Below are 13,568 nucleotides of genomic sequence, written 5' to 3'. Positions count from 1 at the left end.
GCGCGATATAGGCTTATTTGCAGTCAGGGTCGAGAGCGGGGTCGCATTTGGCTCCGATCTGCTTCAGCGTATCGGGCCCGTGCTGCTTAGCCAGCGCATTCAGCGTCGCCGGGCTAGTCACCTTGACCGCGCCGCCCTTCGAGCCCTGCCCTTGCTCGTCAGCCTTCAACTGCGCGAGCTTGGCATTCTTTTCCGCTTCGGTGAATTGCTCGGCCGCCACCTGCGGCGGAACGTTGAGGTTCGGATAGGTGCCGGTGTCCTTCGGCCCTTCGGCGGTCGCAACCGGCGTGGCGCCCTCGATGTTGGTGCTCGAACAGCCAGCGATCGCCAGCAAGACGACTGCCGCGCCCGTGCGGCAAAAACGACCAGTGCCGGAAAAAACAGTTTCGCCAATATTAATTGTCATATTGTTTCCTTGGCATCCGGGGTAGAGCGCGTTGGACCCTGTCGGATGTCCCATGATAATATGTCAAGAAAACGCTTCGGGAGGAACCCCGCGCACCATGTCCAAAACACCCGATTCGGGCAAAGCGGAAGATGACCAGCCTTCGACCGTTGAGCAATATCTGGTGAAGGACCCGGAACGCTTCGCCTTGAACATGGCGCGCATGATCGAGCAGGCCGGCAAGGCAGCCTCCGCCTGGGCCGAGCCGCGCGAAAAAGGCGATGTGCGCGACCATGTCTCCGAGCCGGTCGTCGACATGGTGAAAACCTTCTCCAAGCTCAGCGAATACTGGCTTTCCGACCCGCAGCGGGCGCTGGAAGCGCAGACGCGGCTGTTTTCCGGTTACATGACCGTCTGGGCCAATGCCATCCAGCGCATCAGCGCCGACGCCCAGGATACCGACGACGCGGTCAAGCCCGAGCGTGGCGACAAGCGTTTCCAGGACCCGGAATGGGGCCGCAACGCTTTCTTCGATTTTTTGAAGCAGGCCTATCTCGTCACCTCGCGCTGGGCGGCCGAGCTGGTCGAGCACGCCGATGGCCTGGACGAGCACACCCGCCACAAGGCCAGCTTCTACGTCAAGCAGGTGTCCAACGCCATCTCGCCGTCGAACTTCATCCTGACCAACCCGGAGCTGTTTCGCGAGACCATTGCGTCGAATGGTGAAAACCTGGTGCGCGGCATGAAGATGCTGGCCGAGGACATCGCCGCCGGCAAGGGCGACCTGAAACTCAGGCAGGCCGATTACTCGCCCTTCGAGATCGGCAAGAACCTCGCCACGACGCCCGGCAAGGTGGTGGGCCGCAGCGATGTCGCCGAGATCCTGCAATACGACCCGGTGACCGAGACGGTGCTCAAGCGACCGCTTTTGATCTGCCCGCCATGGATCAACAAATTCTACATTCTCGATCTCAACCCGCAAAAATCCTTCATCCGCTGGGCGGTCGAGCAAGGCCATACCGTTTTCGTCATCTCCTGGATCAATCCGGATGAGCGGCACGGCACCAAGAGCTGGGAGGCCTATATCCGGGAGGGCCTGCAATACGGCCTCGACATGGTCGAAAAGGCCACCGGCGAGAGAGACGTCAACGCCATTGGCTATTGCGTCGGCGGCACGCTGCTGGCGGCAGCACTTGCACTGATGGCGCAGGAGGGCGACGACCGCATCAAATCAGCCACCTTCTTCACCACGCAGGTCGACTTCACCTATGCCGGCGACCTGAAAGTGTTCGTTGATGAGGAACAGGTCGCGGCCGTCGAAAAATCGATGAACGAGAAAGGCTATCTCGACGGCACCAAGATGGCGACTGCCTTCAATATGCTGCGCTCGGGTGACCTGATCTGGCCCTATGTCGTCAACAACTATATGCGCGGCAAGGATCCCCTGCCCTTCGACCTGCTCTACTGGAACGCCGATTCGACCCGCATGGGCGCCGCCAACCACTCCTTCTACCTGCGCAACTGCTATCTCGAGAACAATCTGTCGCAAGGCATGATGGAACTGGCCGGCCGCATGATCTCGCTCGGTGATATCACCATCCCGGTCTACAACCTCGCTTCGAAGGAAGATCATATCGCGCCGGCGCTCTCGGTGTTCCTCGGCTCGCGATATTTCGGCGGCGAGGTCGAGTATGTCATGGCCGGCTCCGGCCATATCGCTGGCGTCGTCAACCCACCGGCGGCGCAGAAATATCACTACTGGACAGGCGGCAAGCCAGTGGGTGACTTCGACCAGTGGGTCGCCACGGCCACCGACCATCCCGGCTCATGGTGGCCGCACTGGCAACGCTGGATCGAAGCCAGGGACAATACCAGAGTTCCCGCCCGCAAACCCGGCAAGCATATGAAAACCTTGGGCGATGCTCCCGGCACCTATGTCAGGGTGCGCGTGTAACCTTCTGTAATGTGTGGTGAGTTGACGCGCCGCCAAAAGAGGACGAAATGGTGTCGTCAACCCTCAGGCAGCCTCGATTCAGCTGTTGCCGTCGAATTACTTTCAGGCTTGCGGATTTGACACAGGTCTCGTTTCCGGTCGGGGAAACAAGGAGCATTTCGGTGAGACGTCCAGACGTCGCGCCAATGACGTACCGGTCGGACATCGAGGGGGAATTTTGTTTTGAAATCAGTAGGATCGCGCCTCGCGAAGGGAGAAAGCCGCGCCATTGTGGCAGCGCTTTTTTCCGTGCTTCTGGCATCCTGCACCTCCGCCGGTGACCCCACCTTGTCCGTTGGCATGCCGGGCTACAACGCCACATCAGCCGATATCAGTACCGCTTCTGGCGCCAGCCAAGTCGCCACTGTCGATTCGTCGTCGCAGGTGACGACATCACAAATGACGACGACGGCCGAGGGCGACGCGGCCCTTCCCGAACAGGTCGCCTATGTGCCGGTGGCGAGACCCGGGGCCAAGCCCGACGCCGGTTTCCCGGTTGCCATTCCCGCGGGCGCCGAGACGATTGCCGGCCACACGCCGCAACCATTGGAGCAATCCGCGCAGACGGCTGAACAGGCTGGCTCAGCAGTGCAGAAGACACAAACGGCCGATGCGGCCGCCGCCACGCCGAAGCCGGAAGGTGCCGCTCCGGTCATGAACAATCCGGTCTATGTCACCGCCGGCGAGCCGCAGCCGCAAGCGCCGAAGAAAAGCTTCCTTGCCTCATTCTTCAGCGCCACGCCCGCCTCTGCCGCACCGGCTCCGGTGCTCAATGCAAGGTCAGGCGAGCTACCCGCTGTCGCACACGCCGCAGCCGCGCAGCCCAAGATCACGACACCGACGCCGGCAAAGGCGACCGTTACGCTGGCCTCGGCCACTCCGGCCGAAAAGCCGGTGCAGCTGGCTTCGACCGATACCAGCAATTACACCAGCGACGCCTTGCCCGGCGTGCGCCAGACGGCGTTGTTCGAGATCAAGCGCAAATCCGGCCTCGACGACGAGAGCGACGTCGATCTCAACGAGGATGAAGGTTCGGGCGGCTCCTATCAGGTGGCGTCCGCCGCCGGTCTTGCCCGGCTGGCGCCCAACGGCCTTCTCAAGCAGAACGAGAGCGTCGACGTCGCTTGCCTGAAACCGTCGCTGGTCCGGGTGCTGAAGACGATCGAGGGCCACTACGGCAGGAAGATGGTCGTCACCTCAGGCTATCGCGACCCGTTCCGCAACCGCCGCGCCAATGGCGCCAAGAACTCGTTGCATATGTACTGCGCCGCCGCCGACATCCAGGTTCCAGGCGTTTCGAAGTGGGATCTGGCGAACTATATCCGCACCATGCCCGGCCGCGGCGGTGTCGGCACCTACTGCCATACCGAATCCGTTCACGTCGACGTCGGTCCGGAGCGCGACTGGAACTGGCGCTGCCGCCGGCGCGCCCACTAGCTCCGGCAAGACGCTGGCCGAGGAGGCGCACCCGATATGCGCCGAGCGGACTAGTGCGCCCGAAAGACGCGGTTTGCGGCCACCGAAAAAAGTTGTCGCAGGCGCGGCAGACGGGTTGCCGGTTTCAAACAACGCAACTATAAACCGCTCACATCTGAGCGCGCCCATCGTCTAGCGGTCAGGACACCGCCCTTTCACGGCGGTAACAGGGGTTCGATTCCCCTTGGGCGTACCAGATAGCCAGCTGAAACCATGACAACTCTAAGTCGACGGCGAACGTTCGCTGTTGCAATCGTGCTTCCGTTCGAAAAGACCGCGGTCGCGGCAGACGCACATAATTCTTCTCCGACCTCAGCGTCAGCCTCGGGGGCGGTCGGCGACCCCGCTTTCCCGATTCACGATGAGACGCAGCAATGGGGCCAGATTTGCCGGACGCGTCCCCGTCGCCATTCCCGTCCTGACATGGCCGCCTGAACGCGGCCTTCCGTTCGACATCGCCAAGCCCTTGTCCAGAACATCCTGGAGATCTGTCGTGTAGTAGGCAGTGTCCTCCAGACCGCTGAAGAAGTTTATGCGGTGGACTTCCCCCTTCTTGCTCATGACAATGCCGGCTTTTCGGAGCACTTCCTGAACCGCCTTGTACGTCAAGTTCATGGTTACCTCCTGGTTAAGACAAGGCAGCATGGCCCTCTCTTGTAACCGTTTGGTGGCGGTGATTGTCGAAAGTGCAACAGGTATAATGTGGCCCACCCAAAAATTCGGCTCACTTGGCAGCAACGCAGAGCCTGAAATTGCGATCCACCACATTGGCGGGTCCAGATCGGGCAAATGTCGGGCGCTTGTTGGCCTGGCACAGCGCCGTTGCAACGCATCGCCATCGGCCTATTTCGAGCACCCTGGCTCCCGCAGCGACAAACTCGCCGTGCTGAAGAATTCAGGTGCTGTCATAATTCATTCGCATGTTTCGCTCCAACCGGCTTGAGCGCATCTATTCACCAGCCGGCGCGAGCCTCCCCCATGGCCGCTGGTCAGGCCCAGCGGCCTACCGCTGCCAGTACTCTACCCGAGCCGCTGGGCCGCCGCATTTCCCAGGAACGCTTTCAAGACCAACCGCCGCGTATGAGAGCGCTCCCAAGTTTTCCACTGCTAATGTCGGCCCTCTTCGATTTTTTCTACCCACTATTTCCGAGACTCAATTAGCTTCCGCTTATGGAACGCCGACATGCCATCCGAAGGACTGAGGACGGACTTTGGGAAGTCTACGACATAGACGACGAAACGGTTGTCTTCGTGGACGAAGTGCCTCTGACCAATTTGCAGGATGACGAGGCACTCGATGCCTTGGAGTTGCTGAAGGATGGTTTCCTGCTCCCGAAAAGACGGGGATCTTCATCAGGCCGATCCTGACGGCGCTTACCGAGCAGAAGAGTTTACAACGGGCGGTTCCTTGGACTTTCAGTTGGACGCTGTTAATTGCCTGAGCGCCCGCGGAACGCGCAACAGGGCCTGACACCTCGGCCGAACGCCTGCGGCGGAATCAACACTTTCTGCTTCTGGCTGCTGCAATCGCAACCTGCTGCTGCTGCAGCCGCTCGATCTTCGCGCTTTCGCGAGCAGCGACAGTGGAAGCAACGCGCTGTCCGCCCCATAGCCAGGTCGGGATGTTTGTATTAGCGACCTTGCCCCGGGCGATCGCCGTCTGTGAAATCTCGCTGGCGACGGTGCCCATTGCCACATTGAGTTCGACGCAACTCATCGTGTCGTATTTCGAGGCATCAACGGATGTGCGCAAAGGCGATGCGCAGCCCGTAATCAGGCTGCAGATCAAAAACACGATGGCGGAAATCACCTTCATTTTCGCCGGAATTCCATAGCGGTCACCACTTGTTCGATTGCCCGGCCGCTGTCGTCGGAGCGGTCTTCGTCATCTGAAAGAGGCTGTCACGTTTCGCTTCTTCCAACAATCCTTCGATGGCAAGCGGCAAACCGCCTCGTCATGGAGCCGGCTGTGGCCAGCGCTGCAAGGCCGCATGGCCAACTTCGGTAAGCGCATAGACGCCGCGCTCGGCCCTGGCGAACCATCCATAGACATTGTGAAGCAGGATATTCGCGGCGCGAGGCGAAATGGCTTTCAGGTCACGCGGGCGCTTGGGGCCGTCCAACATCGCCGCGGCGCAGGCAAGTGCATCCTGCCGGTAAGCCGTCATGATCGGTGCGCGGGAACCGCCCCCGACCACCGGGTCGCCACGCCGGCGCCGGTGCTCGTCCATCAGGCGCGATCTTCGCCTGGGATCTCGCCGTGGCGGCGGAGCGGCCGGGCTGAGCAGCAGTTCGACATTGCCGGAGGAGCCGACAGCCAGAAGGCCGAAACCGAGCCGGCGGCAGAGCGCGCGGAACCGGCGATCGTGCTCGCGACCCTTGCCCCGGCTGGACATGCGCGCGGCGAGCCAGACCTCGTCGCACGCCGCGGCGCGATCGATGCCTTGCAGCACGAGTTCGAGGTTGAATTGCAATTTCAGTTCGCAAATGACGACCACAGGCGGCTCGCCGTCGCGCAATCCGACGACATCGCAGCCGCCGACTTCGCCTTTGACAGTGTATTCCAGGCTCTCAAGAAACCGCTTCACCGGGGTATAGAGAGACGTTTCCTGCATGCCGGAGCCATAGCCGATTCGGGCCGCACTCGCACAGAGTCGCCTTTACCGCACGACCTCAGCGGAACAGACGCAACTCCGAACCCCAATCCTTGTAGAAATCCTTCCAAAAATTGACAGCAGGAGTATAATTTGTAACTTCTCTATCATCGACTGAAGCGGAAAGGGAGAGGTCCGGTGTCGATCCGCGAAGAGTTGGCGCATACCACCCTGGTCCTCACATCCGCCGAAGCCAAGATCGTGCAGGTGCTTCTTGCCGACTATCCGATGTCCGGCCTTGGAACCGCCACACGCCTGGCAAAGGCAGCGGGCGTCAGCGATCCGACGGTCATGCGCCTCATGATCAAGCTAGGCTATGGCGGCTTTGCCGCCTTCCAGAGCAAGCTTCTGGCGGAAATCGAATCCCGGCTGCACTCCCCCTTGTTGATGATGGAGGCCAAGCGCCCCGCCAATTCGAGCGAAGGCACGGTCAACGACTATTTTCATTCGGTTTCCGACAGCCTTGAGCGAACGCGCACGGCGGTTGCTTCCCAAAGCTATGGCCGGGCCGCAAAGATGCTGCTCGACAGCAAGGGCCAGGTCGTGCTGCTTGGCGGACGCTTCAGCCGTCACATCGCCTCGATGCTCGCCGGCTATCTCGTCCAATTCCGTCCGGGTGTGCACGACATCGGCTCGCTGGCGCCGACGGATTTCGACCTTTTGATCGATCTTGGCAAGCGCGACCTGCTCGTCGTGTTCGACTACCGCCGCTACCAGTCGGACGTGGTCAACTTCGCCCGCCAGGCGCGCGAGCGCGGCATGGGCATCCTGCTCTTCACCGATCCATGGCTTTCGCCCATCTCCGAGCTGGCCGACCTGACGCTGATCGCCGCGATAGAGGCCAATTCGCCCTTCGACACGCTGGCGACGGCCGTTGTCCAGATGGAAACCGTATTCGCCCATGCGCTGGAGAGCGAAGGCCAGACGGTGCGCAAGCGCATCGAGGATATCGAGCGGATCCGCCGCGCCAATGGCGTGACGCTCGACGCTTCGGACTTCGCCGGTGCCGGCCCCAAGAAGGCCGCCGCCGGTGATCCGGCGAAGTGGGTGGCACCGTTTGGGAGAGGCAAGCACAAATCGACGTGACAGGGCCGACATGGTCAGCCGGGCAGCCCTGCACACCAAAGACAATCGCGAACGCCGTCGTGGCGGCAGCACGAAAGGACATCAACATGCTGGACAGGGATGCGGCCGTTGCCGCTGCGCAAGCCGAGATCGACAAGGATCGCGACTGGGTGATCGGGCTTACCAGCAACATGGTTCAAATCCCTTCGGTGAATCCCAAATTCGAGACGAAGCAAGGCCTCAACCGGGAGGCCGATGTCCAGGCGCTGCTGGAGCCGATCCTCAAGGCGGACGGCTTTGCGACCGAGCAATGGGACGCCTTGCCGGGCCGGCCCAATCTCGCCGGCGAATGGGCGGGCGATGAGGAGCACAGCCTGATCCTGTGCGGCCACATCGATGTGGTACCGGTCGGCGAAATGAAGAACTGGTCGGTCGATCCGTTTGGCGCCGCCATCACCAACGGGCGTCTCTACGGCCGCGGGGCGGTCGACATGAAGAGCGGCGTCGCGGCCTGCATCGCGGCCGCGCATGCCATCCGCAAGGCCGGCATCACGCTTCAGGGCCGGCTGGCGATCCACACTGTGGTCGACGAGGAGGCCGGCGGCTTCGGCGCCATGGACGCGGTTGCCAGGGGCAAGCTCGCCAAGGCCGTGCTGGTCGCCGAACCGACCTGGGGCGACGTCCTGCCGGTCGAGGGCGGGCTGGAATGGGCGCGGGTGACGATCCGCGGCCGCAACGCCCATTCGGCGCTTCGCTATAATGAAATCTATCCGCAGCGCCATGGCAAGGACCGCCTGGAGCCCGGCGTCAATGCCATTGAGCTGGCGGCACGTTTCATAACGGCTGTCCGCCAATACGAGCTCGACCGCACGCGGGCCAGATCGCATCCGCTGCTGCCGCTCGGCATGAACACGATCAACATCGGTGTGATGTATGGCGGCACCGGACTTGGCGAGGATGGCCTGCCGACGGTGATGACCAATCCGGCGATCATTCCCGATGTCGCTGTGCTCGATCTCGACATGAAATTCCTGCCCGACGAGAACTCGGCCGATTACCGCCGCGATTTCGAGAGCTTCGTCCACCATTTCGCAGCCGCCGACGCCTGGCTGCGCGACAATCCGCCGACCATCAAGTGGGAGCTGGGCGGCCTCTATTTCCCGCCGATGAACACCTCGCCGGATCATCCGCTGGTCCGGTCGCTCGTCGCCAACAAGGCGCGTATCGGCAAGACGCCTGAGGTGAAGGGCTTCGTCGCCGTATGCGACGCCGCGCACTATGCCGGCGCCGGCGTCGACGGCGTCATTTTCGGCCCGTCCGGCGACGGCTTTCACGGCGCCGACGAATATGTCGAGGTCGACTCGGTCGTGGAAACCGCCAAGGTCATCGCCGCTTCCGTCATCGACTGGTGCGGCGTCCGCTAAACTGGGACGACGACCGGGTCAGCGATGGTTTTTCAGGCGGCAGAGGGCATGTAGAGCAGGCACCACCGGGAATGACGACCTCGGCGAGGGAACGCACCAGGATCAGCTCATCGGCCTCATTGTAGGAGCTCGCACTTCCACTCGCACGACTCGAAGTCGAATGGACATTCGTACACCAATTTGCAGGAAAGTACCAGGTCTGTTCCGCGGTCTCGTGGCCTTGGATACTTCCTCAAGACACTCTCAACTTCCGCCACCATCTTTTCATACTCTTCGGGAGTCGGTATTTTGCTAGGCGTTGCAGTCTCCTGGGCAAAAGATGTTGAGACAACCAAGCATGTATTCAGGGCAAGAATTAAGAACGTGGTACGCATAATATGCCCCCTTCTAGCTTCTGAATGGAGCGTAAATGGCTGAGATAGCGTCACCCCAACCGAAGATGTGCAGATTCGGCGTGTCTTCGTACAGAATGAGCCGGTCACCCTGCTGATTGATGTCCGCCCAAGCAATACAATAGCACCTGCCCATTTGGACCGAAGAAATTTTGTCGTTCCAATCTCCTTCGAACCACCCGAGGCCCGCGTCAAACTGCGTTAAGTCGTTCACATATTCCTCGGGCGCGAAAGTCCAGGAAGAGTCTGTATAATTAATATCAACCCAGATCCGGAGCCCAAGATCAATCCTTGGGGCCAAAGGTGAAGGTTGCAGACCGCCTGCCATCAATGCATTTTCAACCTCTTTGTTGATCGCTTGGAGAGGCGCCTTGAACTGCCGCAAAAGATCGGCCTTCAAAATTGACCGATCAGAAAAAACCACGAGTGCCTGATCACCGCCCTTTAATGTTGTAGCAACGTAATCCAAAGGCTGGCCGTCGAGTCGAGCAATTTCATTGTACTCAACTCGTTTGCCATCCAAAACAATTGAAACCGACGAAGACGGCGGTCCAATTTTTGATTTGACCGACGAGTCGGAAGACACGGCAGATCGCGCAAATATTTCTTCCAAAGCCTTCTCTGAGTCGATGCGGCGCGGCTTTCGCATGTGCGCCTTGCTTTCGGCAAACTGCTCAAGCGTTGTGATGCCGCGCGCAGACAATTTTTGAAGAGCCGCCTTAGGATCAGTCACCATAGCTACCTCCAAGATTTTCAGGGTTCACTGATCGTGGAGCTGTAGCGTAAGTCAGCTTACAGATCGCATACGGGAACGATTGCGCTGACTTTAGGCCCGGCGCTTGATCCGCTCGGCCACCAATGTCCAGGCGGCGCGGATCATGCCGACCAAGCCGGTCGGATAGACCAGCATGATCACGATTATAAGCAGCGCCGTGATCATCGGCCGCCATGCGCCGAAATCGGCCATCGCCTCTGAAAAGACGGTGAGCACGAAGGACGCGATGATGGCGCCGTAGATCGTGCTCGTTCCGCCCAGCAGCACCATCGACAGGATGATGGTCGCTAGACTCATGCCGAACACGTCGATCGAAGCATTGCGCTGGTAGGCTGCGTAGAAGGCGCCGGCAATCCCGGTGAAGAAGGCGCTCGCCGCAAGCGTCACCATGCGCTGCCTGACCAGCGAGACACCACGGCTGATGGCATATTCCTCGTTGTCGCGCAGCGCCACGATGCTGGCGCCGGCGCGCGAACGCACGAACAGGCGCAGGAACAGCGTGCTCGCCACCAGCAGCGCAAGCGCGATATAGAAATAGGCGAGTTTGCCGTCGCGGATCATGTTGTGGTCGAAGAGATAGAGACCGGGCACCCGCACGAGACCTTGCGTGCCGCCCGTCAGGTCCGACTGGCTGATGATGACCTGCATGACCAGCTGGGCGAAGCCGAACGTGACCAGGATGATGTAGATGCCCTTCAGCCGCAGGATCGGAATCGTCACCAGCACGGCTGCCAGCGTTGCGATCACGCCGCTTGCAAACAGCGCGATCCACGGATCGATGCCAGCCATTTTGGCAAGCAGGCTGTAGACATAGACGCCGATGCCGAACAGCGCGAGGTGGCCGAAATTGAACACCCCGCCATAGCCCAGGCTGAGATCCCAGTTCGAGGCGACGACGGCATAGATGAAGATCATGATCAGCACGTGCCGGCTGTAGCTGTCGCCGAAGACGAGCGGCAGCAGCGCAAGCAGCAGGAAGCCAACCACGAAGCCGATCGCCTCGCGGTTCCAGGTGATGCGGCCGGGAGCGGACGGGATGGCAATGTCGAGGAGCGTCATGCCAGCCCCCTGGACCGGCTGGCGAAAATGCCCTCCGGGCGCACCATGAGCGTCGCGATGAGCACGAGGAACAGCAGTGCCGGCGTCCAGTAGAGGCCGAAATAATAGTTGCTCGCCGCCTCGAAGAATCCGATGAGGTAGGCAGCGAAGATCGGCCCCGAAATGCTTGAAATGCCGCCGAAAACCACGACGATCAGCGCCTTGAGCAACGGATCGGCGCCCATAGACGGATTCATGAAGCGGTAGCCGCCCATGAAGATGCCGGCCAGCCCAGCAAGCGACGCGGCGATGGCGAAGGCAAGCCCGTAAAGCGCCGTGACGTTGAGGCCGACGAGCTGGCTCGCATCCTCGTTCTGCGCCACCGCCCTCAGCGCCAGGCCGAGCCGCGTGCGGTTGAGGAACGACCACAGAGCCGCCAGAATGAGTGGTGTGATGACGATGATGGCGATCTGGTGCAGCGACACGCCGACGCCGGCGATGGTGGTGTTGCCCTCGATCAGGCTGGGCAGTTGCTTGGAGCGCGGGCCCCAGACCGTCAATGCCCCATTCTCGATCAGCGAACCGGCCGCCAGCGTGGTGATGACGACGACCAGCACGATGTTGGGACGGCCGATCAGCGGCCGCACCACCGAGGCTTGCAGAATCCAGCCTGCGCCCGCCATGACGATGACGGCGAGCGGGAAGGCTATCACCACTGGCAGGCCGAAGGCGACCAACTGCCAGGCGAAATAGGCGCCCAGCATCATGAACACGCCATGGCTGAAATTGAACACGCCGATCGTCGTCCAGACCAGCGCCAGCCCCACCGCCATCATGGCGTAGAGCGAGCCCTGGAACAGGCCGCCGAAGAAGATGTCCGAAAAGACACTCATGTTCTGTCCATTCCCGCTCTCAATGACCGAAATACATGGCCATGATTTCGCTGTGCTCGATACTTTCGCCCGGCCGGATCTCGGTCTTGACCGCTCCGTGATCGACAAGGAAGAGCTGCCGGCTGAGCTCGAGCAGGAACTCGATGTCCTGCTCGACGACGACGAGCGGCACGCCGCCCCTGGAGATGTCCATGACGGCGGCGCAGAGCTCGTCCTTGATCTTTGGCGCCAGCCCAAGGGTCGGCTCGTCGAGGATCAGCAGGCGTGGATGGCTCATCAGCGCCGTGCCGATCGACACCATCTGGCGCTCGCCCCCAGAAAGCGTGCGCACCCTTTGCCGCCAGCGTTCGGCGAGCTTGGGGAACAGCCTCACCACCTTTTCGCGGTTCTCGGCCTCATGCGGCCGCGCTCGCGGCGAATAGGCGCCCAGCGCCATGCAGTCACCGATCGTCAGATCCGGAAACAGCTTGTTGCCCTGCGGCACATGGATCAGACCGGTGGCGACGATGGCGCGCGCGCTCAAGCCGGTAATGTCCTTGCCATCGAAGACGACGCGGCCACTTTTGGGCGCGACCAGGCCGGAAATGGTCCTCAGCAGCGTCGTCTTGCCGTGGCCGTTCGGGCCGAACAGCCCGACATTGCCGAACCGGCCGGCTTCCAGCGTTATGTCGTGCAAGACGGTGACGCGGCCGTATCCGGCAGTGACCGCCTCGATCCTCAGGATTGGGCTTTCGCTCACGCCGCCGATCTCCTCGTGCCGAGATAGGCTTCCACCACGCGCGGGTCGGCGATCACGCTCTTTGGCTCGCCCGCGGCCAGCACCCGGCCCTGGTTCAGCACCAGAAGATGCTGCGACAGGCTCATCAGGAAGGTCAGCACATGTTCGATCAGCACTACGGTGATGCCGCGTTCGGCCGTCCGTCTGATCAATCCGATCGAGGTTTCGATCTCCGGCTTGGTCAGGCTCGACGCGGGCTCGTCGAGCAGAAGCATGCGCGGCTTCGTTGCTATCGCCGTCGCCAGCATCAGGCACTTGCGGTCGAACACGGACAGTTCGCCAGCGAGGCGCCCGAAGGCTGAACTTGAAAGGCCGACGAACTCCAGCGCCTCGACGGCGCGGCTCCGCGCCTCGGTCGCCCCTCGCCCGGGCTTGCCATAGCTCGCGCCGATCAGCGCGTTCTCGAACACGGTCAGCCCGTCGAAACTGGTCTCGCGCTGGAAGGTCCGGGCAAGGCCGAGCCGTGCAATGGCATTGCCCGGCCTCGCCTGTATCTCAGCCCCGTCGAACCGTATCCGGCCCTTGTCAGGGCCGAACGGAATGCCGGTGATGACGTTGAACAGCGTGCTCTTGCCACTGCCGTTCGGCCCCGCGATGCCGAAGATTTCCCCGGCCTCGACGGCGAAGGAAACGTCGTCGACTGCCTTCAGCGATCCGAACGCTTTCGATACGCCCTCGACTTCGAGCAGCGGCAT

General features: G+C 61.4%; 13 protein-coding genes and 1 tRNA gene. 5 read left to right on the top strand and 9 right to left on the bottom strand.

The genetic code is table 11. The annotated features are described in order from the left end of the window. Positions 1-13: 13 nt before the first annotated feature. Positions 14-406, bottom strand: coding sequence for a hypothetical protein (locus OHD62_RS27080; protein ID WP_263789131.1), 393 nt, complete (start codon positions 404-406; stop codon positions 14-16). A gap of 97 nt (positions 407-503) precedes the next feature. Between OHD62_RS27080 and phaC the strand changes: the two genes are divergently transcribed. The 3 genes from phaC (at position 504) to OHD62_RS27065 (ending at position 4,050) form a co-directional block, all read left to right on the top strand. Next, complete coding sequence (gene phaC / locus OHD62_RS27075; protein ID WP_263789128.1) at positions 504-2,339, top strand: class I poly(R)-hydroxyalkanoic acid synthase; 1,836 nt, start codon at positions 504-506, stop codon at positions 2,337-2,339. 270 nt (positions 2,340-2,609) lie between these two features. Continuing rightward, on the top strand, positions 2,610-3,815 hold the full coding sequence (locus OHD62_RS27070) for a D-Ala-D-Ala carboxypeptidase family metallohydrolase (RefSeq protein WP_263789126.1): 1,206 nt from the start codon (positions 2,610-2,612) through the stop codon (positions 3,813-3,815). A gap of 160 nt (positions 3,816-3,975) precedes the next feature. After that, positions 3,976-4,050, top strand: a tRNA-Glu gene (locus tag OHD62_RS27065). 122 nt (positions 4,051-4,172) lie between these two features. On the opposite strand, the gene OHD62_RS27060 is transcribed toward OHD62_RS27065, so the two are convergent. From OHD62_RS27060 to OHD62_RS27050, 3 genes are all read right to left on the bottom strand, one after another. Next, positions 4,173-4,469, bottom strand: a complete 297-nt coding sequence (locus OHD62_RS27060; protein ID WP_263789124.1) for a hypothetical protein — start codon at positions 4,467-4,469, stop codon at positions 4,173-4,175. A gap of 883 nt (positions 4,470-5,352) precedes the next feature. Continuing rightward, positions 5,353-5,670, bottom strand: coding sequence for a hypothetical protein (locus tag OHD62_RS27055; RefSeq protein WP_263789123.1), 318 nt, complete (start codon positions 5,668-5,670; stop codon positions 5,353-5,355). A gap of 139 nt (positions 5,671-5,809) precedes the next feature. Further along, on the bottom strand, positions 5,810-6,469 hold the full coding sequence (locus OHD62_RS27050; protein WP_263789122.1) for a DUF2161 domain-containing phosphodiesterase: 660 nt from the start codon (positions 6,467-6,469) through the stop codon (positions 5,810-5,812). A gap of 177 nt (positions 6,470-6,646) precedes the next feature. Between OHD62_RS27050 and OHD62_RS27045 the strand changes: the two genes are divergently transcribed. Both OHD62_RS27045 and OHD62_RS27040 read left to right on the top strand, forming a co-directional pair. Then, on the top strand, positions 6,647-7,594 hold the full coding sequence (locus tag OHD62_RS27045; protein WP_263789121.1) for a MurR/RpiR family transcriptional regulator: 948 nt from the start codon (positions 6,647-6,649) through the stop codon (positions 7,592-7,594). 86 nt (positions 7,595-7,680) lie between these two features. Further along, entirely contained in the window at positions 7,681-8,997 is a 1,317-nt protein-coding gene (locus tag OHD62_RS27040) for a M20 family metallopeptidase (RefSeq protein WP_263789119.1), read from the top strand. A gap of 387 nt (positions 8,998-9,384) precedes the next feature. On the opposite strand, the gene OHD62_RS27035 is transcribed toward OHD62_RS27040, so the two are convergent. The 5 genes from OHD62_RS27035 to OHD62_RS27015 all read right to left on the bottom strand — a co-directional run bounded on the left by OHD62_RS27035 (position 9,385) and on the right by OHD62_RS27015 (position 13,568). Continuing rightward, on the bottom strand, positions 9,385-10,125 hold the full coding sequence (locus OHD62_RS27035) for a hypothetical protein (protein WP_263789118.1): 741 nt from the start codon (positions 10,123-10,125) through the stop codon (positions 9,385-9,387). Positions 10,126-10,215: 90 nt separating this feature from the next. Then, positions 10,216-11,223, bottom strand: a complete 1,008-nt coding sequence (locus tag OHD62_RS27030) for a branched-chain amino acid ABC transporter permease (RefSeq protein ID WP_263789117.1) — start codon at positions 11,221-11,223, stop codon at positions 10,216-10,218. After that, positions 11,220-12,095, bottom strand: a complete 876-nt coding sequence (locus OHD62_RS27025; RefSeq protein WP_263789115.1) for a branched-chain amino acid ABC transporter permease — start codon at positions 12,093-12,095, stop codon at positions 11,220-11,222. Before OHD62_RS27025 ends, OHD62_RS27030 begins: the two co-directional genes overlap by 4 nt. Positions 12,096-12,114: 19 nt before the next feature. Continuing rightward, the gene (locus tag OHD62_RS27020) at positions 12,115-12,834 is read right to left on the bottom strand and encodes an ABC transporter ATP-binding protein (protein ID WP_263789114.1); all 720 of its coding nucleotides are present in this window, start codon (positions 12,832-12,834) and stop codon (positions 12,115-12,117) included. Next, positions 12,831-13,568: an ABC transporter ATP-binding protein gene (locus OHD62_RS27015; RefSeq protein WP_263789112.1), complete on the bottom strand. Its 738-nt coding sequence runs from the start codon at positions 13,566-13,568 to the stop codon at positions 12,831-12,833. Before OHD62_RS27015 ends, OHD62_RS27020 begins: the two co-directional genes overlap by 4 nt.

This window comes from Mesorhizobium sp. YC-39, assembly GCF_025753795.1.
In the GTDB taxonomy this organism is placed as follows: domain Bacteria; phylum Pseudomonadota; class Alphaproteobacteria; order Rhizobiales; family Rhizobiaceae; genus Mesorhizobium.
This window is presented reverse-complemented; position numbering and strand designations above follow the sequence as displayed.

Bases quoted from the DNA above. Each gene is read 5' to 3' on its own strand.
- OHD62_RS27080 (WP_263789131.1), bottom strand. From the start codon at position 406: ATGACAATTAATATTGGCGAAACTGTTTTTTCCGGCACTGGTCGTTTT.
- OHD62_RS27015 (WP_263789112.1), bottom strand. From the start codon at position 13,568: ATGCCGCTGCTCGAAGTCGAGGGCGTATCGAAAGCGTTCGGATCGCTG.
- OHD62_RS27060 (WP_263789124.1), bottom strand. From the start codon at position 4,469: ATGAACTTGACGTACAAGGCGGTTCAGGAAGTGCTCCGAAAAGCCGGC.
- OHD62_RS27025 (WP_263789115.1), bottom strand. From the start codon at position 12,095: ATGAGTGTCTTTTCGGACATCTTCTTCGGCGGCCTGTTCCAGGGCTCG.
- OHD62_RS27035 (WP_263789118.1), bottom strand. From the start codon at position 10,125: ATGGTGACTGATCCTAAGGCGGCTCTTCAAAAATTGTCTGCGCGCGGC.
- OHD62_RS27050 (WP_263789122.1), bottom strand. From the start codon at position 6,469: ATGCAGGAAACGTCTCTCTATACCCCGGTGAAGCGGTTTCTTGAGAGC.
- phaC (WP_263789128.1), top strand. From the start codon at position 504: ATGTCCAAAACACCCGATTCGGGCAAAGCGGAAGATGACCAGCCTTCG.
- OHD62_RS27030 (WP_263789117.1), bottom strand. From the start codon at position 11,223: ATGACGCTCCTCGACATTGCCATCCCGTCCGCTCCCGGCCGCATCACC.
- OHD62_RS27055 (WP_263789123.1), bottom strand. From the start codon at position 5,670: ATGAAGGTGATTTCCGCCATCGTGTTTTTGATCTGCAGCCTGATTACG.
- OHD62_RS27040 (WP_263789119.1), top strand. From the start codon at position 7,681: ATGCTGGACAGGGATGCGGCCGTTGCCGCTGCGCAAGCCGAGATCGAC.